23 protein-coding genes and 4 pseudogenes are annotated in these 25,294 nt (G+C 62.1%); 9 read left to right on the top strand and 18 right to left on the bottom strand.

The genetic code is table 11. The features are described 5' to 3' along the window. From YO9_RS0107465 to YO9_RS0107385, 15 genes are all read right to left on the bottom strand, one after another. On the bottom strand, window positions 1–1,651 hold a 1,651-nt coding region (locus YO9_RS0107465), incomplete at its 3' end, for a hypothetical protein (protein ID WP_016996913.1). Beyond that, complete coding sequence (locus YO9_RS0107460; protein ID WP_016996912.1) at window positions 1,651–2,079, bottom strand: hypothetical protein; 429 nt, start codon at window positions 2,077–2,079, stop codon at window positions 1,651–1,653. The genes YO9_RS0107460 and YO9_RS0107465, both read right to left, overlap by 1 nt. Next, a complete protein-coding gene (locus YO9_RS0107455) occupies window positions 2,076–3,971 on the bottom strand; it encodes an ATP-binding protein (protein ID WP_020372676.1) in 1,896 nt (631 codons plus the stop codon). The genes YO9_RS0107460 and YO9_RS0107455 overlap by 4 nt, the downstream gene beginning before the upstream one ends. Next, on the bottom strand, window positions 3,950–4,651 hold the full coding sequence (locus YO9_RS0107450; RefSeq protein WP_020372675.1) for a hypothetical protein: 702 nt from the start codon (window positions 4,649–4,651) through the stop codon (window positions 3,950–3,952). Before YO9_RS0107450 ends, YO9_RS0107455 begins: the two co-directional genes overlap by 22 nt. Beyond that, window positions 4,648–5,298, bottom strand: a complete 651-nt coding sequence (locus YO9_RS17470) for a hypothetical protein (protein WP_016996911.1) — start codon at window positions 5,296–5,298, stop codon at window positions 4,648–4,650. Before YO9_RS17470 ends, YO9_RS0107450 begins: the two co-directional genes overlap by 4 nt. 3 nt (window positions 5,299–5,301) lie before the next feature. Further along, entirely contained in the window at window positions 5,302–5,529 is a 228-nt protein-coding gene (locus tag YO9_RS17465; protein ID WP_016996910.1) for a hypothetical protein, read from the bottom strand. A 2-nt stretch (window positions 5,530–5,531) separates the two neighbouring features. Continuing rightward, on the bottom strand, window positions 5,532–6,335 hold the full coding sequence (locus tag YO9_RS0107435) for a conjugal transfer protein (protein ID WP_223286261.1): 804 nt from the start codon (window positions 6,333–6,335) through the stop codon (window positions 5,532–5,534). Between the two features lie 305 nt (window positions 6,336–6,640). After that, the gene (locus YO9_RS0107430) at window positions 6,641–7,063 is read right to left on the bottom strand and encodes a single-stranded DNA-binding protein (RefSeq protein WP_223286260.1); all 423 of its coding nucleotides are present in this window, start codon (window positions 7,061–7,063) and stop codon (window positions 6,641–6,643) included. 334 nt (window positions 7,064–7,397) lie between these two features. Further along, complete coding sequence (locus YO9_RS0107425; protein WP_016996907.1) at window positions 7,398–7,766, bottom strand: hypothetical protein; 369 nt, start codon at window positions 7,764–7,766, stop codon at window positions 7,398–7,400. A gap of 773 nt (window positions 7,767–8,539) precedes the next feature. Next, on the bottom strand, window positions 8,540–9,172 hold the full coding sequence (locus YO9_RS0107410) for a ParA family protein (protein ID WP_317259789.1): 633 nt from the start codon (window positions 9,170–9,172) through the stop codon (window positions 8,540–8,542). Between the two features lie 7 nt (window positions 9,173–9,179). Next, window positions 9,180–10,364 (bottom strand): hypothetical protein, encoded by a 1,185-nt coding sequence (locus tag YO9_RS0107405; protein WP_223286259.1) that lies wholly within the window; start codon window positions 10,362–10,364, stop codon window positions 9,180–9,182. A gap of 119 nt (window positions 10,365–10,483) precedes the next feature. Beyond that, on the bottom strand, window positions 10,484–10,681 hold the full coding sequence (locus tag YO9_RS21490) for a toxin-antitoxin system HicB family antitoxin (protein WP_223286258.1): 198 nt from the start codon (window positions 10,679–10,681) through the stop codon (window positions 10,484–10,486). 27 nt (window positions 10,682–10,708) lie between these two features. After that, window positions 10,709–11,269: a recombinase family protein gene (locus tag YO9_RS0107400; RefSeq protein WP_262925611.1), complete on the bottom strand. Its 561-nt coding sequence runs from the start codon at window positions 11,267–11,269 to the stop codon at window positions 10,709–10,711. Between the two features lie 229 nt (window positions 11,270–11,498). Then, window positions 11,499–11,945 (bottom strand): hypothetical protein, encoded by a 447-nt coding sequence (locus tag YO9_RS0107390; RefSeq protein ID WP_016996900.1) that lies wholly within the window; start codon window positions 11,943–11,945, stop codon window positions 11,499–11,501. Between the two features lie 145 nt (window positions 11,946–12,090). Next, on the bottom strand, window positions 12,091–12,528 hold the full coding sequence (locus tag YO9_RS0107385; RefSeq protein WP_223286257.1) for a hypothetical protein: 438 nt from the start codon (window positions 12,526–12,528) through the stop codon (window positions 12,091–12,093). A gap of 733 nt (window positions 12,529–13,261) precedes the next feature. On the opposite strand from YO9_RS0107385, the gene YO9_RS17455 reads away from it, so the two are divergent. From YO9_RS17455 to YO9_RS0107365, 3 genes and pseudogenes are all read left to right on the top strand, one after another. After that, complete coding sequence (locus tag YO9_RS17455) at window positions 13,262–13,837, top strand: hypothetical protein (RefSeq protein ID WP_223286256.1); 576 nt, start codon at window positions 13,262–13,264, stop codon at window positions 13,835–13,837. 895 nt (window positions 13,838–14,732) lie between these two features. Next, complete coding sequence (locus YO9_RS17450) at window positions 14,733–15,959, top strand: ATP-dependent DNA helicase (RefSeq protein ID WP_223286255.1); 1,227 nt, start codon at window positions 14,733–14,735, stop codon at window positions 15,957–15,959. Window positions 15,960–16,324: 365 nt separating this feature from the next. Then, window positions 16,325–16,967 (top strand): annotated as a pseudogene (locus YO9_RS0107365) (transposase); the annotation flags it as partial. Between the two features lie 151 nt (window positions 16,968–17,118). Here YO9_RS0107365 and YO9_RS20760 read toward each other — a convergent pair. Beyond that, entirely contained in the window at window positions 17,119–17,580 is a 462-nt protein-coding gene (locus YO9_RS20760; protein WP_317259788.1) for a putative sulfate exporter family transporter, read from the bottom strand. Window positions 17,581–17,656: 76 nt separating this feature from the next. Further along, complete coding sequence (locus YO9_RS20755; protein ID WP_317259787.1) at window positions 17,657–18,178, bottom strand: YeiH family protein; 522 nt, start codon at window positions 18,176–18,178, stop codon at window positions 17,657–17,659. Window positions 18,179–18,241: 63 nt separating this feature from the next. Between YO9_RS20755 and YO9_RS0107355 the strand changes: the two genes are divergently transcribed. From YO9_RS0107355 to YO9_RS0107330, 4 genes and pseudogenes are all read left to right on the top strand, one after another. Continuing rightward, the gene (locus tag YO9_RS0107355; protein ID WP_264398876.1) at window positions 18,242–19,171 is read left to right on the top strand and encodes a LysR family transcriptional regulator; all 930 of its coding nucleotides are present in this window, start codon (window positions 18,242–18,244) and stop codon (window positions 19,169–19,171) included. 123 nt (window positions 19,172–19,294) lie between these two features. Next, window positions 19,295–19,866: pseudogene (locus YO9_RS0107350) on the top strand (recombinase family protein). An 87-nt stretch (window positions 19,867–19,953) separates the two neighbouring features. Next, a pseudogene (locus tag YO9_RS0107335) lies at window positions 19,954–22,918 on the top strand (Tn3 family transposase). A gap of 3 nt (window positions 22,919–22,921) precedes the next feature. Continuing rightward, window positions 22,922–23,638, top strand: a pseudogene (locus YO9_RS0107330) (ISL3 family transposase); the annotation flags it as partial. Between the two features lie 63 nt (window positions 23,639–23,701). Here the strand turns inward: YO9_RS0107330 and YO9_RS17445 are convergent. After that, entirely contained in the window at window positions 23,702–23,881 is a 180-nt protein-coding gene (locus tag YO9_RS17445; RefSeq protein ID WP_223286254.1) for a hypothetical protein, read from the bottom strand. Window positions 23,882–24,037: 156 nt separating this feature from the next. Between YO9_RS17445 and YO9_RS0107325 the strand changes: the two genes are divergently transcribed. Together YO9_RS0107325 and YO9_RS0107320 are read left to right on the top strand one after the other, a co-directional pair. After that, a complete protein-coding gene (locus YO9_RS0107325) occupies window positions 24,038–24,292 on the top strand; it encodes a hypothetical protein (RefSeq protein WP_223286253.1) in 255 nt (84 codons plus the stop codon). After that, a complete protein-coding gene (locus YO9_RS0107320; RefSeq protein ID WP_016996879.1) occupies window positions 24,271–24,657 on the top strand; it encodes a hypothetical protein in 387 nt (128 codons plus the stop codon). The genes YO9_RS0107325 and YO9_RS0107320 overlap by 22 nt, the downstream gene beginning before the upstream one ends. Window positions 24,658–25,294: the final 637 nt, after the last annotated feature.

Below are 25,294 nucleotides of genomic sequence, written 5' to 3'. Positions count from 1 at the left end.
CACCCTGCCGCTGCGCGGCGCTCCTGGGGTCGCGTTGAACGTTGGAACTGGGGTTCTGGCTCCGTTGAAGCTTCCCCTGCTCCATGCGCTTGTAAACGGTGTCAGAGTTGCGCTTGCCGCCCACACCGGAACCGCCCCGGCTGTCGCCCTTAGAGTCCGCCCCGTTCCGTCCTCGTGAGCCTGGACCGCCCCGGCCCTTGGTCAAAGTGTTCAAGGCTCGGCGCATCATCAGCGTTCGGATTATGCGGGTGGCTGCGCCGCCTCCGGTTGCATCCGAAGAATAGTGGGTCAGGTGCTTCACGACCGACCGCAAACCCAAGGCAGCCGCGAGCACCAAGATTGCTAGTCCATACCCTTGCGCCCAAGGCAGATCAGGGTTCAAGAAAATGCCGGTGATCGCCCCCATTGTGACCACCAGCAGCAGCATGGTTATCACGCTGGCGAGGACCGCCCCGGCGAAGGCCATTGACCAGTTGCGGAGCCATTCGCGCGGTGCACCTGGAATCATGCCGACAACGAGGAAGAAGGAGGCCAAGAACAGCAGTAAGAGGGCTTGAATGAATGCAATGATCGCGGTGAACACTAGGACAGCGGCCATGACTAGCATGAGCAAGCTCACGACAAGGGCGACGAAGGCCATTCCGAGACGTTCCGGCCATTTTTTGCCGTGGACCCATTGCCCGACTTCGCCGTCCTTCCCTCCCAGTTCATCGTCCTTAAAGATTTGTTTCTTGATGACGTCATCGCGGCGATCTTCCGCGTTGTCGCGGGTCAGCATCTCCGTTCCGTATTTCTCGCACGCTTCAAGGTTGCCGAATTCGACCATGCACCAGGGAGTGACAACGGCGCTGCGCCACAGAGAATCTGTGACTTGACGGGTAAATGCTTCGTTGTCGGTGTTCTGCGAAAGGTCGGGACTGCCGTACTCAAACGGCTGGCTTGATACGGCATCGTCACCGTCTGGCATGGTCGCGGCAACAACGTCTTGCCCCGCTGCACGAACGGTGTCCATTCCGCTGACAAATACGCCCGGGAACAGGGAAAATCCGGCTGCAAGAACGCCGATGATGCCAACAGTCAGCAGACCAGAAGCGCCGGTTTTGTCGCGCTTGTGGTCCACCCATACGGCCACGGCAGCCACAGCAAGACAGGTGGGAAACAGCCACGCCATTGTTTCGGTTGATGCCGAGGAAATGAGGTCGGTGAGGTTGAAGGTGTCGTTTCCAACGTCGCTGTTTCCCAGCAGCCATGCAATGAGCACCATCAAGATTTGGGCCAGAGCCACGGCAAGCGACCACACTGCATTCGCCATGCCATTCCCGGCCTTGTCGATGATATTGACCGGGTTGTTATCAACGGCGTGGTCGATGGTGTATCGAGAGGTCGGTATTTCCTCGGTGAGCGTCTTGGCTGCACCGTTTGAATAGTCCGGGATCGACAGGAAGCTATCGAGGCCCGCAGGAGCGCCGGGATCAGCAGCGAACGCGATTCCCGCGCTAAGCAGCATGGTCCCGAAAAAGGTGGCGAGGCCGACCTTCCACTGTCGAGCCGTCATGTTCCACAGGAACCGGACCAAGACAACGGGCGGGGACCACCGCCACATCAACGACGCGGCACGTGCGAGAGCTGGGGTGTGGGTGTGCTGGCTCATCAGCAAGTCTCCTGACCGTCCTGGTTGAGCGCCGCGCACGCGGGGTTATCCGTCAGCTCGTCCTCAGCGTCGATAATGTCGAACTCCGCTACTTTCCATTCGCCGTCATGATCGAGCATGCCGAAAACGTCTTTAGTGCCGTCCTCGTCAGGGATCGTCACGGCGTAGCCGTCGCCCCACTTCACGGTTTCGGTGACCTCGGTCGGGTGACCGGGCCACACGGTTTCGGTGTCTGCGTCCTGGCAATCTTTAGCGGCTTCTCCCCGGCTCGGGTGCGTCATCTCGCATTGAGACTGGTACGTGCCCGTGACGTATTGTTGGGCGGCTTCTGCGGCGTCCCCTTGTTGGGAGCAGCCCGTTAAGGCCACCAGGCCCAGGCCACTCACAACGAGTACCCGGCTAAGGGCGCGGGTCGATGATGCAATCATGCGGAGACCTCCTGAAAGGTGTCAGCCGTATCCTCGGCTGATATTTGGGCGTCGTCGTAGTCGTAGCGGTTTGCCGTGGCGTTCGGGTCGGTACTCATGGCCTCCGCGACCTCAGCCGAAGGGAAGTCAAACTGCACCGTGGCAACTTGCTCGCGCCAATCTCGCACCAGCGCATGACCCTTCCGGATCGTCTCGTCGTTGTCCGTTCGAGCGAGACCACGAATTAGGTTGCGGGTGCTTGCGTCCGGCTCCATACCGAGCAATTCAGCCGCCGCGTCTTGCTGAGCCTTGGAAGTGAGCTGGAAGATCCTTACGCCTTGGAGCTGTTCGACAAGGCCAGGTACCGAGGCGATTGAGACGCAATCCTGGGAGTCAAGAATGAGGGACGTGTTAAAAGCACGGCCCATGCGGGCAATCTGATCCAAGAAGTCGGTGCCGCCATAGGCATTCAGGAACAGGTGCACTTCGGGTACGGCCACGCCTTTTCGCATCGGGCGCAGCCGCTTCGATGCGGAAATGGCAAGGCTGTAACTGGTGATTCCTTGCAACAAGGCCAGAGATAGGCGCTGCATCGGGTCCCATTTGGACGGGTCCGAATCGGCCGGCGGCAGGTTCAAGTTCGGCACCTGCAACAGCCATAATCCCGGATCATCGGTCAGGAACGCCTGACCGGTCGGCTCGCCAAGCACGATCTTGCCGAGAGGGGACTTAGCAAGATCATCCAGGTATCGACCAAAGGAGCGAGTGGCGGTGTCCTCATCAGCACACATGCGCTGGATCACGTTAAACGTGGTCGGATGCTCCGTGTCTTGAAGCTCTTGCGTCGCATGGCGAAGCGTGGATGATGCAGCAATGGCCATGTGCGCTGAGTCGGTTGCGAGCATCGCTAGCTGACGCTGCACGGCAGCCGGTGCCGCTGTGGGTTCAACGGCCCGGAACAGGTCTGCGGCCCCTGAATGCTCGGCGGTAATCTCGACCAGATTCGTCGGGATGTTGAACAGGCGCGCGACCGACACCAGCCCGCCAAGGTCACCCTTACCGTCGATCACGGTAGACCAGGACTCGCTCGGCCCTTCCAACAGGGCACTGATAAGTTCCAGACCCAGCGCAGTTGATTTGCCGCGTCCCGAACGACCCCCGTAGAAAGTCGTCGTGGCGTCACCACGGTCTCCACCACCGAGTACGTTGGATCGGAACAGTGAGGCTGTGGTGCCCGTGGTGAATCCACTGATCGCCCCGCGTGAATCGCCAACCTTGGACCCGGCCCAAAAGAAACTGCCCCAAAAGGCCACATCGGTCTGCACCTGGCCCAAGTCGCTGACTCGGAGAATGTCACCGGGCAACATTTCTAGCCACAGGTCTCGCTGCTCGTCCTCGCCGCGTGCGACCAGAATCCCGAGGTCGGCGTAATGGTCGATGATTGCCTGACAGTTGTCGTTGAGGTCAGCCTTCGTGGCGGCTGTGACGACCAGCCGGGAGTGGTGGTTTACCAGGCTTGTGCCGTTGTTCTTGATTTCACGGACCAGCGCCTCGTTCGCGATTTCTGCGTCCTCGATCTCGGATGAGACTTCTCCGGCTGAATGCTTCGCGGCAGACTGCCGTTGCTCTTTGGCTGTGCGTCGTGCCTCGTTCGCGGCCTTCATTGCTACTCGCCGAGGCATTCCCTGGAATCGGATAGAAGCATCGGCAAATACCGGCACATCTACGAACTCAGTCCCACCGTCAGCGGTAGTGATTTCACCCAGCTTCGTGATGCTGGACAAGGTTCGTAGCCACTCGGCCTCTCCTGGAATTTCCATTTCCGTAGGAAAGTCAATGATTGGCAGGACGGCGGCATACATGGCCGGTGTCCCATCTTCCGCCGTCAGCTCTACGTGATCGGCGTAGGGCATTGCCTTGGAGGACACGAGCTGTTGGAGTTGGGCGCCTTGATCGCCCCATCACGGGGAATAGCTTGCTTGATCCGTGCGGTTTCTCGACTGAGCATCCACGCGATTTTTTCGGCGGATGATTGACGAGCTCGCAACGGTGAAGTTCCTAGCGTTTTCAAGATGCGGCGTGCGGCAACTTGCCATTCAGCTAACGCGCGATCTGAGATGCGCTCAGGATCACCGCCCATTGCGGCATTGGCCTTGGTGGATACGGCTGTACCGGTTCCAGCATTTCGGAACTCGATCACAACACCGAGCATGAGATGCCGCTGCGGGAGTCCTAGCTCATCAATGCGCTCTCCCCAGTCGGCGGCCCATGATCGCCCGTCGCCCATACCGCCCTCGTACAGTCCGGCTACTTCCTCGACGTAAGAAGCTCCGTTGTAGCGGCCCCAAAGGACTTTTAGGTGACAGTGACGCTCGCCCAAGGCTTTACCTGCTGCCGTCATGACGCTAGTCAGGTTGGCGATCTTCTCGTTGTCGGTGGCGGTATCTGTGTTCGAGGTGCTTAGGTCGAACCAGGCTTCGGCCTTCGTAGCCGTGACCATCAGCCCGTCCGTGATCGTGTGATAACGCGGCGGCGGTGCGGATCGAGACTCGTCAATGCCAACGAGATTCTTGAGCTTCCGGGTGATTTTCATCGGTGAGCCTTCTTTCGAGCTTTCCGTGCGTTTTTCTTGGCTGCTTCACGCGAGGCAACAGAAACGAGCGCGTCGGTCGAATAGAGGTAAGTGATCGGCGCTAATCGGATAGGCGGGCCTACAGGCGCGGTGTGGTCGCGTTCTTCTTTGTCGATGTATCGCCGGGTCCAACCAAGCCCTGCCAGTTGAGACACTTCGCGCCACTGAACCTCACCGTTGTGATTGACCAGATTTGGTGCGCCGAGAGTCACCGCAATAGAGCGCAGCGGCCACCGTCGGCTCACGGGCATGTACTCGGCACGTCGCGCTAAACGCGCCCCGCCACGGATCACCGGGCGGTGCCCGGTGAATCCGCGACGAAGGGTGAGTATCCACTGCGTGATGTTCATGCGGCGCGGGTTCCGAGCGTTCTCCTGAATTCCGTACATGAGAAAGAGCACGGGGGGAGCCATGTAGAGAAGGCTCGTGTACTTGTTCGGCGGTCCGAGGATAAGGACCATCAAGCCAATCCACACCGGGACGATAACTAACCCGAGCATGAGGTCACGGCGGCGTGGGCCTTCGCCCAGGTCATAGCCGAGCATCTCGTGCTGGCGCGTCTCGATTTTGAGCTGCTTGGTTACGGTCCTCCCGGTGATGCTTGGCATAGGTCAGGCACCGCCGCCGAACGCCATAGTTGCAAGCTGCTGCAACAGGGCCACCGCTTGATCGTTGGCGTACACAAGGAAGGCGATAACTACAGCCAGGACCAGGTTCGTGAACAGGTCCGTATAGTCGCGCTTCGCCCACGAACCAATGACACGGATCAACAAAATGATGATGAACAGGTTGCCGATGACAACGATTGCAAAATCTTTGAGACCACTAAGATCAGTCATGATTAGTTAGTTCCCTTCACGTTGGAAATTTGCCAGCGGGCGGCTTCTCCGCCGCTGACCCTCACGAGTGTTATCTCGTAGGACTGTTCAGACTTGGCACCGCTAGGAGTCGTCCACTCGACAACAGCCCGCGCAGTACGCTCGTCGCCCTCTCCCTGAAAGACAGTCCAGTCTCGAAGCTGCGGGGCACTCAGCGCCCCGTTAAGCCCCTGAATGTCTGATCCGGGAGCGGTCACGGTCGAAAGATCTTCGCTTTCGCCGTATTCGGAAAAGAAGCTTTCAATATCGGATCGAGTCTCACGCGTGAGGTTCGAATCTCCGGCGGGGTTCTGTGGTTCGTCGGCCTGGATCGGTGAGGGAAGGCCCACAACACCAGGAATGCCGTACACGGCGGTGCCCTCCGCCGTTGTTTGAACCTTGACCTCGATAGCGGTCGGCTGGGTCGGTTGAGCCTTGTCGTCCTTGTATGGCGTCACATCAGCAACAACGGTCACGCGGGCCTGGTGGTCATTGAGCGGTTCCACGTTGAGCGCCGTGGCATTGGACGCTTCCTGACGGCCTTTACCGTCCCAACCGAGGCCGTTGGCGGCCTCTCCGCCGCTGTACCACCGGCTCAGTGCTTCTCCGCGTGAATCGCCTTCGTCGTCCTCGTTCCAGGTCAAATACGCCTCGGCAAAACGTTCGGCAGGCCCAGAAACGGCCTCATCGGGGAAGGTGACCGAGGCGGGTAGTTCCGGTGCGCCCTGCTGGTCATTAATCCCGACTGTGGCCGCGCGAAGTCCGATCCATGCGAACAGCAGGATCAACCCGATCAACACCCATCGAAGGATGCGCTGAGAACTCGACGGTTTGCGGTTCTTCGGTGTCCATAGTGCGCCGTCGTCCTCTTCCGGTTCGTTCGCTGTCGCTTTGGCTGCTGCTGCTGTCCACGCGCTAGTGGAAGGCGTCTCAGGCGGTTGTTCCGGTGCGACCGGCGAAGGCGGGGCTGCTGCGCCCTTCCCGCGTAGGCGGTCAGCCAGTGAAGGCACTTCGGGATCGGGCATGTTCAAAACGAGCGCTTTGAACTGCCGCCACGGTCCCGGCCCCTTCGTGAGTGGCTGCTTGGGAGAACTCATAGCGGGTTCTCCTGCTCATCATCGGTTGAGCTGCCCGGGCTGTCCGTTTCTTCTTCGTCAGCCTCGGTGTTGTCCTGAGCGGATGACCTGCCGAATGCGAGATTGAGGCCACCGCCCGTTAAGTACACGAAGCGGCTTGACCGTTCTTTGCCCTGCTCATCTTCCCAGTTCGACTGTCGCCACTCCCCAATGCCGACGAACGGATCACCCTTACTCAGCTCGCCCAGCCGCTCGGCAAAGTCTCCCCACGCTTCACATGTGATCCACAACGTGTCGCGCTGGCGAATCTCTCCCGCGCTGTCCCGGTATTCGCTGGTAACCCCCACACGTAGGCGGGTGACCGTGCGCCCGCTGTTCGTGTGTCGCACGGTTGGCTCAGACCCCAGGAATCCGGCGAATGACGCTGGCGTAAAGTTCACGATGCCTCCTAGATAATGCATGCATTATTTCTGGTTTCAGAGTACGGCCTATATCCGGCGATTGCATGTGTTACTCGGCGTTACCCTCGGGGGCTACCGCCGCCCCCAAACCCCGCGCCAGGGGGAAACCCCCTGGACCCTACGCTCTACACGCACAGCGCGTAGAGCTATGGGGGTACGACCCCCAAACCCCCCGCTGCGCGCCACTTCTTCGCTCCGCTCCGAAGTGACACGCCTGAAATAAGCGCGGTCGCTTAGGTGGTCGGTCAGGTCGGCCAAACCTGAAAAATCATGGCCGGTATACCGTTATACCGGCACACCGGCGTACCGGCTTTTAGTCCGTATCAGTCAATGTGTCTAGGTCCATTTCCCACACTTCGATATTCGCCACCAGGGAGGCAATGAGCCGAGGGGAGCGGAACCAAGTGGAAGGGTTCCACCAGGTACGAGGTTCGCGGGTGATTTGATGACTGGAAGATACGAAGTGCACTTGCACGCGCCGCCCGCGCGTGCTGGCTGCACGCTGTCGCTCGTTTTGAAATTCATCGGCCCGGTCATGAAGTTGTCTCATAGCGGAACGCAATGCCATTCCCACGGTCGACTCAGGGGCACTGGTGCCGAATACGGTGTATTCGCTGACGGAATCGTGGGACTCGGGCCGGTCTAGCTGACGCTCCACGAACTCGAAGAATTCCGGGTCCATCTCCTTGTGCCTTCCTGCTGTGCGAAAATAGCGCCTAGATCGCGGGTGGTTCCGTGGTCTGTGTGCGCGGGGAGCCCCTTTCTGGGGCTCCCCGTTGCGGTGTGACTAGATGTGGTATCCCCATTCGGGGTGACCCTCATAGTCGATGCTATGGGCCTGATGGCGCACTCCCCACGACACTAAGGGTGCCAACGTCGTTGTCTGATCGACGCACTCAATACCCTCCTCTAACGGCACAAACCAAAGGTGGCCGGTTGCAAGAGTGGTGCCGTGCTCGTCGGACAGTCGAAATACGTTCTTCTTTCCGGCTCTACGGATACGCTCGTGCTCCGCTTCATCTGTCCCTGGGCCGGTTATTACCTTTCCTGTCCGCTTGTCCGTGAGCATCCATGTGTGGTCTTGGAGGTGTAGGGGGCCAAAAGTGCTGTCAATAATCATGGGGGTGCCTTTCAATCACGGGGTGGTCAGTCCCAAAGTCGTGTGGTCTGTGTGCGGGGAATGCTCCCCGTGCCCTTAGTCGAAGGGGCACGGGGACTAACGATCACTCAATGTCGTCAATAGCTTGGGAGACAAGCGCCGTAATCGACGTGTCGCGCTCGAACGCGAGTCGTCGGAGCTTGTCGTACCGCTCGACGGTAATCATTGCGGTGAGCTTGCGCTTTGGCTCCTGGTGCTAGTAAATGCTTTCTCGAACGCCGGTTCGGGCGCGCTCGACACTTCGGTCGGTTGGGGCTTCCGGCGCGTCATCTTGCTGCGCTTGTCATCAGTGGTCATTAGTTGTCCTCCTTGGTCAGTTCCATCAATTCTCGGGCCACGTCACCGTACTGAAACAGCTTTCGTGGAAACGTATTGCCCTGAGCTTTCAATGCCTCGCTGCCCTTGATTGCAGCATCGAAATAAGCCACTCCCTCACCATCGAGCGCTTCGCGCGCGGCACGGTAGGCCACCGTGCGCGGGTTTGTGTGAGTGAGCAGCACAATCACCGGCTTATCCCCTAGCGCATCCAGTGTTGGCCAGACACGGGCCATATCCAGCGGCGTGGGAGCCGTGGGAACAATGACCACATCAGCGCGTGTACTCGCCGCATTGAGCAGCGTGGGATTACTTGGCGGCGTGTCGATCACAACCACATCAGCGGCGCTCGTGCGCTTGGCCAGTGTCGCCACATTTGCCGGTAGTACCTCGAAGGGCAGTGGCATGCCGTCCTCGGCGCACACTGCCGCCCATTCCGACGCGCTCCCCTGCGGGTCCGCATCCCAGACTTCCACGCCGTAATTGGCGCTCAACGCTTGGGCTAAATGAATCGCGGTCGTGGTCTTGCCTACGCCGCCCTTGCTGTTCTGTATCGAGACAATCAACGTCATAACCCCCACTTTACGGCGCACCGGCATAACGTCAATACGCATTGCCGGTTTACCGCGTTACCGCGTTACCGGCAGAACGGTTCGCGCGCCATTTCTGGAACCATGACGGGGCGGCGGTGGCCGTGGCGAGGTATTCCTCGCGGCGCTCGGCCTCAGCCTGAGCGCGGGCGCGGCGCTGGGTGTGCTCGTGCTCCTGGCGCTGCGAGAAGGAGGCCACCGGCTGCCCCTCGCGCATCCAGGACGCGAGACGCTTTCGCATGTACGTGTCCATCCGCAGACAGAACAGATCGCCTAGCTCGTCCTTCTGGCCGTCGCTGGACCATTCCAGGGCGTGCAGCACGTCCCCGACGTTCCAGCCCGCGAGCATGAACGGGCGGATCGCTGCCGCGACAGCGGCAGTGGACGCGCCTCGCATAGCCACACTGAACCACTGCACGTGCAGGGCCAGCTCCCACAGGGCTTGCTTTCGCTCCCGCCGTGACCACAGCCTCGTCAAAGGCATCGTTGCGTGCCGTGACCACTGATCGCGGGGCCGCTGCGCTGCCAACGTTGCGAAGGCGGCACGCGAAGCGTGCTGCCACTTCAAAGAATCGGCCGCGTAGCGGCTCCGTTCTGGTGAAAGCTCTCGCGCACGCGCGTGCGTGGTACTTCTTAACCCTCCTACGGGGTCCGGGGTCTCATTTATATCCACACCCTCAACTAGCTCTGTTGCGTCCTCCTGCGGGTCCGTGGCCGATGTTGCCGGTTGGGGATCACAGGCGAGCATCAGGGCGTAGACGGGTGCCTCGTTACGGGTGCGTCCGGTGGCCTTGGGGGTGCGGGCGGCGCTGCGCCCGGTGGCCACGGTCGTTAGTAGTCCGGCCTCGCGTAGCTCGTGCAGCAATCGGGCGGCGGTGCAGCGGGCCACGCCGAGGGCGTCCTGAATCCACGCCCACGTCGTGAGGATCGTGCGCGTGCGCGGCTGGTGGCGCTGGGCCAGGTACTCGATGACACGAAGCCGGTTCCGGCGCGCGTCGGCACGCAGGTCCAGGCTGCTCAGCCACTCGCGGGCGGCGCGTACCCACTCCATCACGTGCTCGGGGGGTCGGTAGCCTTCCGGGATCGCGGCCATGAGTGCCAGCGGGGTGTGCTCCTTCTCCACGCGCACGCGGCGCGTACGGGAGGGCAGGGGCTTACCTGCGGGTAGTGTCCGGGCAGGGGTGTCCCTTGAAAGGGCGGCTGCTACTATGGACATAGCGAACCTCTTTGTGGATGGTCCATCCGCATAACTCCTGGTTCCGAACGTCGATCAGTTTGGCGACTACAGCGACGTTCATTGACTTAGAAGGTGGCTCCCTTGCCGGGGAGCCACCTTCACTCTTTGGGGGGCAACTCGTGGCCGGGAACTCCCAGCTCACGAGCAATCACACTCGTTACCCATGCAGCGATCGACACACCGCGTTCGTGCGCGGTACGGCTGATAAGTGCGTGCAGCTCCGGGGCAATCCCGAAGTTCAGACGCGGTTTCGGCGTCTTACTCCGGGACTGTCGCCGGATGATCTGCTTGGACATAAACCCATTATGCACTTAACACAACCGTTAAGAACTATCTTCGCTCGGTGTGTCGTCGGCGGCGTGTTTCACGCGGCTGATCGTCCAGCGGCTCACGCCGTGGACGCGGGCCACGTCAGCCATGCTCATACCTGCCGCTAGAGCTGCCAGCACTGCATCGACGGCCTCCGGCGATAGTGCCGGGGGTCGGCCTCCGGCGCGGCCTTGCTTGCGGGCGTGGGCCAGTCCTTCGCGGGTACGTGCGCGGATCGTCTGTAGCTCCTGCTCGGCCAGCACAGACAAGATATTGATGGTGAACGCTCCGGCTGGTGTCCCGGAATCGAGCTGCATATCCAGGGTGTACAGGCGCACGTCTGCCTCGGCCAACTCGCGCACGGTAAAAATCGTGTCCGACAGTGACCGGCCTAGCCGGTCCAGGCGCGTCACAGTCAAGACGTCGCCGGGACGCACGAACTGACGGGCCGCGTCCAGGCCGGGACGCTTCGAGCGTGCCCCGCTGATGACGTCCTCAAAGATCCTTGTGCATCCGGCCTCGGCCAGTGCCTCGCGCTGGGTGTCCAGGCTCGCGGTCTGCTCGCGTGTGCTCACGCGGGCGTATCCGACTCTCATCGCCTCTCTCCTGCGTCTCTCAGCTCCACCAGAGCCGCGATCAGCCCATCAAGGCACTCGATATGCTCCCGCCCGTGCAAGGCGCTCACAATCGCTCGTGTCGGCTCCTGGCCCTCGATGACCACTACCGGCGCACCGTCCGCGCGGACCTCCACGCGGGCAGTGTCGCCGGTAGTGAGAATGATGAGCGTTCCGCTCTCAGCACTCATTAGACAGTCGGGCTGCTCGGTGCCGGTGCGGGCGTTTCCCGCGCTTTATCGCTGGTCGGCTCACACTCCACCGGCTCACCCTCGGCCTCATGGACGATCAGGCACTCGCCCAAATTACGGACGAGCCACACGCTGGCAGTATCTCCTTCGACCGAGATACGGCGGACTCCCCCGGTCTCCTCCGGGTCGTAGCCGTTGATCGCGTCGTAGCTGAAGTCGCCGCTGACCTCACGCTCAATGTCACCACAGGTCACGCGAGCACGGTTGGGGTGCTCTGCATCGCCCACGGTATCCAGTGCGACAGTGCAGTTCTTCCATTCTTGTGGGTACTGCACTGCGGTCGGTGAGGGCGGTGCAGCCTCCGGTTCAGCGGTGCTGCATCCGGTGAGCAAGAGTGCTCCGAGTGCAGCAGTGGCAGTGGCGGCCAGTCCTCGGGTAATACGCATGATGTCTGTCCTTTCGGTTGGTGGGGGTCTTTCCGTCCCCCCCCGCTTACGTCTATTAGTTTACTGTGGGTACACCGATAACACAACACCACGAGCAACTAATTGCCCGTAATGCTGTATTGCCGGTGCGCCGTAATGCCGTATCTCAGTTCAGCGGTTCGGGGCCGACATGCTCGGACAGCGGGCCACTCTTCGTGATCCGCTCCAACTCTTGACGCACTGAGGCGATTTCACCCTCGGACAATCCAATGCTGAGGGCAGTTCCAGCGGTATCAATGAGGCGGCGATCTTCCAGGCCGTTCCGCCCGTCGCGGATGCTCGCAGCGTCGTAACCGCGCTTGAAAGCACAAAGCACTTCGGCTGCTTCCTTCGGGCCGTTCTTCTGGAACGCGGCTACGGCAATCCGACCCATCGGGTCACCTGGCGCAAGGAAATTGCCACCTGTCGCGGTGACGCGCTGCGCCATGTAGTCCCCCGCGCCAACGCTCAGCCAGCGCAGCTCGAAGGGTTCCAGGGCGTCATATCGGTGATGCATCATGGTGCGGTCCTTTCGAAACGTGCTTAATCGGTGGTTTTCCGCCATAACTCCTAGGTGCCCGTTGCATCTGATCTTGCTGGATAATCAGTGACCATGAGCACCCCCACTCTTACGGCCATGTTTTTTCATGACCTCATAGAACGATTGCATCAGGCGCATCCTCATGGTTACACCCACCAGGCGGTCCAGTCCTTGGGTCCCTGGGCCTTGTTGATTGATGTGATGAACTGGCGAGCACGTCTTATTGCCCCACGGCCTCGCACCGTTCATATTTCTGAGGCCATGCGGCACCAACCTGAGATGAAGGCTCATGATCAAGCCTTGCGCCGGATCTGCAGGGAGCTGGAGACCGGGGCAGCTCTCATGCCGTACCTGAGTAAGGGGGCTGATTCCATCGTGCTGCCCCCAACCCCAGGACGTACGGGGCGCTAATCATACAAAGCGTCCTAAATTTGCTATTCATAACTAAAAGGCGAGGCCCAGGCGGTCGAGTGTGATTGGCCTCATGCCGCGTGGGGGGCGTGTCCATGTCGCTCATCCGCTCTTTCGTGACCAAGCGGTGGGGCTTCTCCGCTGCTAGGACTTCCCCCTGGATCTCGAGGCGTCCTTGCGGGTGCTGTCAGACCCATCGATTGGTGCAACACCCGGCGCCTGCACTCCACCTTTGGGATGATGGCCCAGTGGGAATATGAACAACCCCACTACGCGGCCCTCAACCGAGAGTCGCAACCCTTATAGGAGTGCCGCAGAACCGGGGGCGCTTCATTGGAGGTTTCAGATGGTCAACGTTGCCGAACACATAAAGGCCGCCGACGCAGTCATCTGCGACAACATCGCCAGGCTGCATAGTCAGCGCGACCTCCTATCCCAGAACATCCTCGGGCAGCTGCGGAACCTGGTCGAGGGCGTCGCCGTGCGCCTGCACACCGGTAGCGGGGACGTCGAGTACAACTACGACGCCATCGAGGCTTCACTCTCCTGGGTGAAGGCGAACGGTCGACTGAACTTCGTCACAAGGTTCCACACCTTGTTGAAGCCGTCGGTCTCCCATTACACCTTCGACGGGGACACCTCGGAGCGACTCATGCTCCGCTACTACGAGTACATGCTGCGTCTGCGCACGCTCCTGTACGACGAGGCCAGCGTCGTGATCCTCAACAACCTCGAGCTTTTTCCACTCGACCAGGACCCGGCGCTGGCTGAGTACCACGAGAAGATCTCCGTCGAGATCGACAAGCCGGGCAGGGTGACCTCGGCCCGTCACGACCGGTTCTACATCCACAAGACACGCCCATTCATCACCGGCGGCCGAGTTTCTACGAAGTCACGTTCTACAAGGCCGTCAACCGAGTGAGCAAGGCCGACCGCATCATTGGGTTCACCGACATCGACATCGCGGACAACTACTCTGCGAACCTTGGCCTTCAGACGGCCAGCATCGAAGTCTTCGGGCAGCAGATGCCGGTGACTCTTATCCGCAACTGGGAAGTGTCTATCCGGCCGTGTGAGGTCGACCACTTCGCTCGCCTTGTCGCTAAGTCGACGAAAGTGCGGACGGACTCTGCCGAGTACAAGTTCGTCATGGCTGGCCTGAGCGACGGCTCAACTCTGCTAGACCTCATCGACGCCTCCGATGAGTGGTACAACGACATCAAGGCACGAGGAACGGCTTCCTCCCGGAGTCCGCAGATCTTTCCCGCCCTCGACGAGGCGCGCAGCATCATCCGCGGGAAGAGGCCCGGCCACAACCTCCTGCGCTACCTGCTTTTTCGGATGCGCAACGACTGGCTGAAGGAGCAGTACTACTGGGAACCGAACGCCCGCCTCTCGAACCTCAACGTGAGCTACTCGTGCATCCCGTTCGACGACATGCCCTTCTGCACCGCACCACGGGCCCACAACCCGCGGTTCTGGGACCTCATTAACAGCCTCGATACCGTCGGCCGCACCCACGAACTGTTAGCTCGTCGCGTGCAACGCAATGTCGAGGATCGGGGGATCTTGTACACGCCGATCGCCGAACTCGAGCCCCTCGGCGACGTAACAGCCTCATCGCCACCTACAACAGCAAGCTGTACTACAAGCACCGGCCTGCTCGGAACCTCGTCTTCGACAACGGCCACGTCTTCATCCAGAGCTATGAGGAAGACACCCACGACATCGTCACCAAACTCCAGACGCACGCGGCCAGCGGCATCAGCGGGTACACGGCCGCGGTCGAACAGTGGCTGGGGACGACGGCACACACCGTGGACGACGCCGCGAAGCGGGCAGCACTCACTGGGTTGTTCGCTCAGTCCCGCGTGGCGCTCATCTACGGAGCCGCCGGAACAGGAAAGACCCGCATGGTCGACCACATCGCCAACTACTTCGCCGATAATCAGAAGCTGTTCCTCGCCAACACCCACCCCGCAGTCGAGAACCTACGCCGCCGCGTGACCGCCCCAGAATCAACCTTTCGGACCATCGCCAGTCACAAGCACAACCCCTCCGGAGAGTTCGACCTGCTTGTCATCGACGAGTGCTCGACGGTCAGCAACGCTGACCTCCTAAACATCCTGCAGAACACCAGCTTCAAGCTCATCGTGCTCGTCGGGGATGTCTTCCAGATCGAGTCCATCAGATTCGGGAACTGGTTCAACGTCGTGCGGTCCTACATCGAGCCGTCTTCCATCTTCGAGCTGACTACGCCATACCGCACCAGCAGTGATGAACTTATAGACTTCTGGACCAAGGTGCGCACCCTCGACGAAGGCATCACCGAGACCATCGCCCGCAACAAGTACTCGACCGACCTGGATGCCAGTCTCTTCGACAACCACTCTGCCGACGACATTATTCTGGCGTTGAACTACGACGGCCTGTACGGCATCAACAACATCAACCGGTTCTTGCAGGCTGGCAACACCTCGCCCGCCGTCCCGTGGGGACCAGCCTCATACAAGGTCGGCGACCCGGTACTTTTCGCGGACACCAACAGGTTCAAACCGTTGATCTATAACAACCTTAAGGGCACCATCGTCGACATCCAGGCATCCGACGGCAGCATTCAGTTCGACGTTCGTCTCGACCGGCCAGTGACCGAGTTGGACGTCGAAAAGTACTCCGACTTGCAGTGGGTTTCCGATTCGACCGTGCGATTCGCGGTCTACGACATCGACATCAGTGATGAGGACGACGACACTGACACCACCACCGTTCCCTTCCAGGTGGCGTATGCGGTCGGCATCCACAAGGCCCAGGGCCTGGAGTACGACGGGGTCAAGGTCGTCATCACCAGCGCCAACGAGGACGACGTCACTCACAACATCTTCTACACTGCCGTCACACGGGCCCGGCGGGACCTGCGGATCTACTGGTCGCCCGAGACGCAGCAGGCGGTTATCAGCGGGTTCCGGGCTGCGGACACCAGGAAAGACGTCGCGCTCCTATCGTCGCGGAGGGGTCTCACTCCTATCCGGCGGCGTCGGCCCTGAGGCGACATAACCTTGCGGTGGAGTTGCACCGCAAGATTACGTGGGCCAGCGCGTCGGGCCGAGACTCCTCGGACGTCTCATTGACCTCGGCACGTTGCAGACGAGGGCGCTCGACACGCTCGCCCAGGCGCGCACCTACGACCAGGATCACGCCGACCGGCGCGATCCAGAGCATTCTTAAGGCTGTTCCAGATCGACCGCAACACGACCAGTGCAGCCAACCGGGGCCGTTAATGGCAATGGCGGCTCTTCACAGATGAGGGTGTAGCTGTGGTGCGACCTGGGGCGGCGCGTCGGTGTCGGGGTGAGGGTCGAGGTCTTCCGATGATGGGAGTTCTCACACAACCCGTCCGGAAGACCTCGACGTGCCTGACGCTACCTTCACGCGCCCTGACCTGACTACCTTCACCCGCCTCGACGGCCTCGGTCTGGAGGTCACCGGCCAGCTGCTCGAGCCTGACCGGTCCCTGCTGGCGTGCCGGGTCGTGGAGCCGGACGACTGGTGCAGGCGGTGCGGCTGCCAGGGCGTGCCCCGTGACACGGTGAGCAGGGAGTTGGCGCACGAGCCGTTCGGGTGGCGCCCTTCCACGCTGGTGCTCACCGTGCGCCGCTACCGCTGCAAGGAGTGCTCGCACGTGTGGCGTCAGGACACCACCGCTGCGGCGCCGCCGCGGGCCAAGATCTCCCGCGCCGGCCTGCGGTGGGGTCTGGTCGGGATCGTCGTCGGCCACCTGTCGATGGCCCGAGTTGCCGAAGGACTGGGCGTGGCGTGGAACACCGCCAACGACGCGGTCCTGGCTGAGGGCCGGCGTCTGCTCATCGAGGACCCGACCCGCCTGGACGGTGTCAAGGTCGTCGGGGTCGATGAGCACGTGTGGCGGCACACCCGGCGCGTGACAAGTACGTCACCGTGATCATCGACCTCACCCCGGTCTGGGACGGCACCGGCCCTCACGCCTGCTGGACGTGGTCGAAGGTCGGTCGAAGAAGGGGTGGCTTGTGAAAAAGTGAATTATCCGACGCTAAGGTTTCGCTGGGCGCCGTAGCGGCCTGTATTTGCCGGGTTTGATGTGGTTGGCGCGGAGCCAGGTGTAGTCACCGGTGAGGTTGATGTGTTCCCATCCCAGGGGTGATAATAACGCCCTGGTGCTGGCCATGTTCAGCCTGCGAAGGTGACTCCGCAGTAGGCGATCGTTGCGACGAGAACGGTGGAGAGTGCGGCTAGGGCGAAGGGCTTGAGGCCCACCTTGACGAGGTTCCGAACCTTGACGCCGCAGCCGAGTCCGAACATCGCTGCAGCCAGCAGTCCTGTCTGCAGCAGCCCACCGGCCATCAGCACGGTGCCCGGCAGAGGGATGAAGGAACGCACGAACACCATCGCGATGAACCCGATGATGAACAGCGGGACGACGGGCGGCAGCTTCGAATGCGACATCTGTTGACCGGGTTCGCCTGCCGTACGGCTGAGACGGCGCTGCCGGATGCTAAGGATGGCCACGACAGGGGCGAGCAGCAGCACTCGGGCGAGTTTGACGATGACCGCGACCGTGAGCGCTCCGCCACCGATGATGCCTCCAGCGGCGACGACTTGCGCGATTTCATGGATGGAACCCCCTGCCACATCCCGGCCGTCTCGGAGCCCAGGCCAAGCAGGTCCGTGATCAGTGGGACGAGGGGAATCATCAGCGTTCCGAAGATCACCACGAGGCGACCGCGGTGATGGTGTCTTCCTCGGCCTCGTCGTCCGGATCGGTGACCCCTGCCGCGCCCGCCACGGCTGCCGCGCCGCAGATGGAGAATCCGCAGGCGATTAGCAGCGAGAGCCCGGATGGAACCCGTAGCAGCTTCCCCAGGAGAACGGTGCCGAACAGTCCGCCGGCGACAATGCACACGATGACGACCAGCATCGGGGCTCCGAGTTCGAGGATGTCTGTCAGTACCAGTTGGAGTCCGAGGAAGACGATGCCGGCGCGCAGGAGCTTTTTCGCGGAGAAGTCTATGCCGTCGGAGGCTGCCGCTGGCAGCCGGACGACGTTGGCCAGGAGTACGCCAAGCACGATCGCGATAATGAGCGGGCTGACTCCCGGCAGCAGCAGGCTGACCCCGTACGATGCTCCGGCCGCGGCGAGGCAGAGGACAAGCCCGGGCAGCAGCGCGCGGACTCGGGCAAGCAGCGTGTGTTCCGGTCGGGCGGTCGCAACGTCCTGGGCATGGGTCATGCATCCATCATTTCCTCGGACCGCTCGTGCGAGTAGAGGCAGATACCGTCCGCCATACAAGTTATGCTTGTGCTTGGGAGGCGGAAGATGCGCAACGGGCCGGACTTGGAGGCACTGCGAGCCTTGGCGCTCGTCGTGAAGGAAAGCAGCATGTCGGCGGCAAGCACGCAGTTGGGCGTGAGTCAGCAGGCGGTGTCTCTGCGCATCCGGAAACTGGAAAAAGATTTGCGCGTGCGACTCCTGGTGCGTTCTGCACGGGGTTCGCGATTGACTCCGGCGGGCGAGCTGATTGTCGGCTGGGGAACAACGCTGCTGACGGCGGCCGATGAGTTCTCGGATGCTGTCGATTCGCTCCGCACGGATCGCGGGAAGATGATGCGCATCGCCGCGAGCCTCACGATCGCAGAACACCTCCTACCGGAATGGATCGCCCGGTGGCGCATCTCTCACGGCGATGACGGCCCGGTCGTTCAGCTCACAGCCGCCAACAGCAGCACGGTCGTCGAGGCCATACGCGAGGGAACCGCAGACCTCGGGCTCATCGAGACCCCTGTCGTTCCCGCCGGCCTCCGGTCAGTCACTGTTGCTTACGACACCATCGAAGTCGTTGTGCAGCACGGTCACCGGTGGGCGAAGACCCGCCAGGTGTCCGTTCGTGAACTGGCGGCCACTGGGTTGGTGCTCCGCGAGACCGGCAGCGGCACCCGACGAGCGCTCGAGAACGCCCTCGCCGTGGCGGGCTTTCCACTCGCAGCCGAGCCCGCAGCCGTGCTGACGACCACGCTCGGCGTTCGCAGCGCGATTATGGCCGGCATCGCCCCCGGCGCGCTGAGCTCCCTCGCAGTGTCCGAGGACACCCGTGCCGGCCGACTCGTCCGAGTTCGGATCAACAATCTCCAGATCACCCGCCCGCTCACCGCCATCTGGGCGGGGACGGCTCCGCCGCCTCATGTACGGGACTTCCTGGATGTCATCGCCCGAACTGACCGGTAACGATCGTTTGCGAGACACTCCCACTGACGTTCGAGGCTGCGCGAAAATCCGGGGTCTTATATGTAACGGTTCCCGTGTACGCGCCAATGTAACGGGAACCCGCCTTGGTGATACGTTTTGGTGATGCGAGTCGGATACGGACGGGTCTCCACCCGCGATCAGCACCCCGAAGCCCAGCACGACGCCCTGACTGCGGCCGGCTGCGAGCAGATCTTCCTCGACATGGCCTCAGGGAAACTGGCACGCAGGCCCGAACTGGACAAGGCCCTGCTCTCGGCCAACAGGCAGGGGATCAGCTTGTCGTCACCAAGCTCGACCGGCTCGGCCGGTCGCTGGAGAACCTCATCGAGTTGTCCAAGACGCTGCAGGAACGCGGTGTGGATTTGGTCGTCCTGGACCAGGGCATCGATACCTCCACAGCGATCGGTCGGATGTTCTTCCAGATCCTGGGCTCGATCGCCGAGTTCGAACACGCTCTGATGTCCGAACGGACCCGTGACGGGCTGGCCGCGGCCCGTGCGCGGGGCCGGACCGGCGGGCAGAAACCAAAACTCGGCCCGCGCCAAGTCAGGCTGGCCCGCGAAATGTATGACGAGAAGGGCCCCGATGGGAAACGGACCCACACGGTAGAGCACATTGCCCAGGAATTCGGCGTCACCCGGCCCACCATCTACCGGCATCTGGCGAAACCATGAGCGGTGCCCGTGCGCTGCAGGTAAATCCGCTGCAGGTAGAGATGGTGTCCCCGTGGGGCGGCAACGTAGCGGCACAGGAAATCTGAGGTGGCCTTGCGTTCCCTGCTCACGGTGGCCGAGCGCGGCCAGATCCTGGCACTGCCCACCGGGACGGAGGACCTTGAAGCCCACTACACACCCAGCGATGGGGACATGTCGCTGATCCGGCAACGCCGCGGGGACGCGAACAGGTTGGGCTTTGCCATCCAGCTGTGCCTGCTGCGCCACCCGGGAATCGCGCTGGCCGAGGACACTGAGGTGCTCCTGAGCTGATTTCATGGATGGCCTCCCGGCTGGCCGTTTCCATTGAGGCGTGGGACGAGTACGGAACACGTGAGGAAACGCGGCAGGAACACGGACGCGAGATCCGCGCGTATCTGGGCATATCCGCGTTCGGCATCGCGGACTTCCGCCAGCTCGTGGAGCACGTCAGTGATGTGGCCGCACACACGGACAAGGGCCTGCTCCTGGTGAAGAGCGCCATGGACTTCCTCCAGGCACAGAAGATCGCGCTGCCCGGGATCGGGATTATTGAAAGGGCCTGTGCACAAGCGCTGACCAGAGCGAATCGGCGAATCTACGCCACCTTGGGTGAGCAACTGTCCGTGGACCACCGGCAACGGCTCGACGGGCTGCTGCGCCGCCGCCCCGACAGTTCCCTAACGGAAATCGGCTGGCTGCGCCAGGCGCCGTTACGACCGAACGCACGGTCGATGAATGAGCACATCGACCGGCTCACTACCTGGCGTGCGCTGGACCTGCCCTGGGCGGCAAGCCGGCTGGTGCACCGGAACAGGCTGCTCAAGCTTGCCCGTGAAGGTGCCTCCATGACCGCGGCCGATCTGTCCAAATTCGAACCCGCACGCCGATACGCGACCCTCTTCGCCCTGGCCACCGAAAGCATGGCAACCGTCACCGACGAAATCATCGAGCTGCACGACCGGATCATCGGCCGGCTCATCCGAACCGCGCAGAACAAGCACAACCAGACCACCCTGGCATCCCGTTCCACCGTCACAGCATGATGCGCCTGCACTCGAAGCTCGGGGATGCCCTCTTTGAGGCCAAGGAAAACGGCGAAGATCCCTTCGCCGCGATCGAAACGGCCATCGGCTGGGAATCCCTGGCAACAAGCATCGCCCACGCCAAGGAACTCACCCGGCCAGGCCTCGAAGACCACTTGGCTCTCGTCAGCACCCACTTCACCACGCTGCGCCGCTACACCCCGGCGTTTCTTGCCGTCCTTGACCTCCACGCAGCGCCCGCAGCACACGACCTGCTGGCCGCGATCAACGTCATCCGAACCCTGAACAGCACCGGCGCCAGGAAAATCCCGGACGATGCGCCCACCTCGTTCATCCGGCCCCGGTGGAAACCGCTGGTCTTCACCTACACCGGCCTGGACCGGGGCTTCTACGAGTTCTGTGCCCTCGCGGAACTGAAGAACGCGCTGCGCTCCGGAGACATGTGGGTCACCGGATCCCGCCAGTTCCGCGACTTCGATGACTACCTTCTCACCGGCGCCGCCTACACCGGCATGAAAACCACCGGGAAACTGCCTCTGGTCACGGCCGACGGAAACACCCGATACCTCCAGGACCGGCTGGCCCTCCTTCAGGAACGACTGAAGGAAGTCAACAAGCTGGCCTCCCGCGATGAACTACCCGGGGTGCTGATCACCGGCAAGGGCGTGAGAATCACCCCGCTGGAAACGATCGTCCCCGCGCACGCCCAGCCCCTGATCGACCAGGCCAGTGCCATGTTCCCACGCATCCGGATCACCGATCTGCTGATGGAAGTCGATAGTTGGACCGGATTCACCCGCCACTTCACCAACCTCAAATCCGGCCAGCCGTCCAAGGACAAACAACTTCTCCTCACCGCCATCCTGGCCGACGGAATCAACCTGGGCCTGACGAAGATGGCCGAGTCCTGCACCGGCGTCACCTACGCCCAACTGGACCGCCACCAAGCCTCATATATTCGGGACGAAACATATAGTGCCGCCCTGTCGGAGCTGGTGAACACCCAGCACGTCCACCCCTTCGCCACGCACTGGGGCGACGGCACCACCTCGTCCTCGGACGGGCAGCGCTTCCGTGCCGGCAGCAAAGCCGAATCCACCGGGCACGTGAACCCCAAATACGGTGCCGAGCCCGGACGACTGATCTACACGCACGTCTCCGACCAGTACTCGCCCTTCCACAGCAAACTCATCAACGTCGGAGACCGCGACGCAACCTACGTCCTGGACGGGCTGCTCTACCACGAGTCCGACCTCGCGATTCAGGAACACTACACCGACACGGCCGGATACACCGATCACCTCTTCGCTCTCATGCACCTGCTCGGATACCGGTTCGCACCCCGAATCCGCAACATCGGCGATACCCGCCTCTACACACCCACCAACGATCCGGGGCACGCCACGTTGACGCCGCTGATCGGCGGGACCCTCAACACCAAAACGATCACCGCGCACTGGGACGAGATCCTCCGCCTCGCCGCGTCCATCAAAACCGGCACCGTGACCGCGTCCCTGATGATGCGAAAACTCGGCGCCTACCCCCGCCAGAACGGGCTCGCCACCGCTCTGCGGGAACTGGGCAGACTGGAACGGACCCTCTTCCTGCTCGACTGGCTCCAAGACCCCAACCTGCGCCGCAAAGTCACCGCCGGCCTGAACAAAGGCGAAGCCCGGAACACCCTCGCCCGGGCCGTCTTCTTCAACCGGCTCGGCGAAATCCGCGACCGGTCCTTCGAGCAGCAGCGCTACCGCGCCAGCGGGCTGAACCTCCTCACCGCCGCCATCGTGCTCTGGAACACCGTCTACCTCGACCGCACCATCACCACCCTCAACAAAGACGAGAACACCACAGACCCTGAACTACTGCGGTACCTCTCACCCCTGGGATGGGAACACATCAACCTCACCGGCGACTACACCTGGCCCCGCGCCAACCACATCAAACCCGGCAAATACAGGCCGCTACGGCGCCCAGCGAAACCTTAGCGTCGGATAATTCACTTTTTCACAAGCCACCCCAAGAAGGCGTTCAAGGACTGGCTGGCCGAGCGGGACCAGGCTTGGCGCGATGGGATCGAGGTCGTGGCCATGGATGGGTTCGCGGGCTTCAAGACCGCCACCACCGAGGAGCTGCCGGACGCCGTCACGGTTATGGATCCCTTCCACGTCATCCGGTTGGCCGGGGACGCTCTCGATGAGTGCCGCCGCCGAGTCCAGCAGGAACTGCACGGACACCGCGGACGCAAGGGCGACCCGCTCTACACCGCGCGGCGGACCCTGCACACCGGGGCTGACCTGCTCACCGACCGCCAGCACGAGCGCCTTGGCAAGCTCTTCGCTGGGGACCGGCACGTGCAAGTCGAGTGCACCTGGGGGATCTACCAGCGCATGATCTCCGCCTACCGTCACCCCGACCGGGCAGCCGGCCGCGTCGAGATGAGCTCCGTGATCGACGCCCTCGCCGACGGTGTGCCTGAGGCGTTGGTAGAACTGCGCAAGCTCGGCCGCACCCTGACCAGACGCGCCTGCGACGTCCTGGCCTACTTCGACCGGCCGCGCACGAGCAACGGACCTACCGAAGCCGTGAACGGTCGCCTCGAGCACCTGCGTGGCCTGGCCCTCGGCTTCCGCAACCTCACCAACTACATAGCCCGCGCACTCCTCGAAGCCGGCGGATTCAGACCACACCTACACCCCGAATTGTGAAGAGCCCCTTTTGCAGCTAGATGGTGTCGCAGATATCTAGTAGGTGGTCCTCGCCGGTGCTTATCAGGCCGACTTCGGGCGTGAGGCCGCGCTGATGTCCAGTGTGCGGTCGCAGCGTTCACGGAGCTGCTGACGACGACGCCGGTGATGGAGGCCGCGCAGCGGATGGGCGTCTCCCGCGCCGCGGTGCGCAAGACTGCGGCGCACGAGCAGTACCGACTCTCCCCCAGTGGTGATGGGCACAGTACAACGCCTTATTATTTACCCTTAATAGCGTTTAAGGCGCCGATATGCTTGCTAAAGCGCGTTTAACGGCTTATGGTGGCTTCTTGATGGTCCCTATCTGGGTGCCCGCCAAGGCGCCCGCCCGGGCACCTCGTATGAAAGTGAGTGATTCCTATGTCTCCGACCCTCCAACTCGTAACAGACGCTGCCGCCGCGCTGCATCTGGCCCTGTCGAGCTATGGCCCCATGTCGGACGGGGAGGCCGCTGATGTGGCTGCCGCCGTGAACAAGGCGGGGGTCCCCCTGTCCATCGCCCAAGTGGACAAGATCATGGGCCGGCGGCCCACGGACCCACCCCACGTGACCCAGGTGTTGAAGCACCTGCACAAGGCAAGGTCACCAGTTCCATGGACGTGGCATACGCCTTGAAGAAAACCGGGGCCGTCGCCGTGGGCAACGCCCTAGCCAAGGCACAGGGGATCCCTGCCGAGGGCGCGTGCGTCCTTTCCCGCACCAAGTACCGCGTCCGGGCCCAAGCGTTCCGATTTCGCCTAGGCGACATCCCGTTCCACATCGTCTCCGAGTCAGGGGAGTCCATCAACGCCCCCCAGGAGCGCCCCAAGTACCTCGCCCAGCGTGGCGTGGCGTTCACGCGGTACACCGATGGTTCCTACACCGAGGAGGACCCCGAGGGGGAATGGATTTCTGTGCCTGCAGGAGAGGACGTGTGGTGGCACCCCGTAGCCGACGACATCGACTTCGATGACATCACCGCCGAGGAGGACGACGGGTAGGCGCACGCCGCCGGATTGGGTATCCCCCAACCCACCAGCAGCACCAAGGGCCTGGCTCCGCACCCGTCACGGGTACGGAGCCAGGTCCGTTCCGTATCCCACCCGAGACCATGTCCCTGCAGCCGCGCGCAGGTGACCCTGAACAGTGCCCTGGCCTCGCTCCATGGGCACAGTGCTGGGTGCGACGGTGTGGGTCAAGCGTAGGCGGCGTGGGAGACGCCGCCGGTGAAGTCGATCTGCAGGTCCGCGAGCATCACCGCGGTCACTTCGGGGTCGTGGGTGACCATTCCAGCGCAGCCACTCAATCAACGTCCCCGATCAATACATCTAGCACCTCCCCATTCAAAGCGGGGAGGGTCTTGGGAATGGCTTCAGGCCGTAGCCAAGACAAAACCTTGGGATGGTAGGAACCGAAATACCATCATCGGTAATTCGGGTATTACCGGATAAATGACGTACTAGGTGTCTAATACGACATTCCAGGACGGCCGGGGGGCTTCTTCCCTGAGATTCCGGGGATCTTGCGGATCCCACGCGAGCTCCGCAGACGCCGGCCTCGGACATCAGCGCGCCCCGACCCTCCCGTGAGGGCGGGCCGGGGCGCGGATCGAGCGCTGCGCAGCGACGTCGCACCGCG

The organism is Kocuria atrinae C3-8 (genome assembly GCF_000286355.1).
Lineage (GTDB): Bacteria > Actinomycetota > Actinomycetes > Actinomycetales > Micrococcaceae > Kocuria > Kocuria atrinae_A.
The sequence above is the reverse complement of the archived record's forward strand: the minus strand, read 5'-3'. Positions and strand labels throughout refer to the sequence as shown.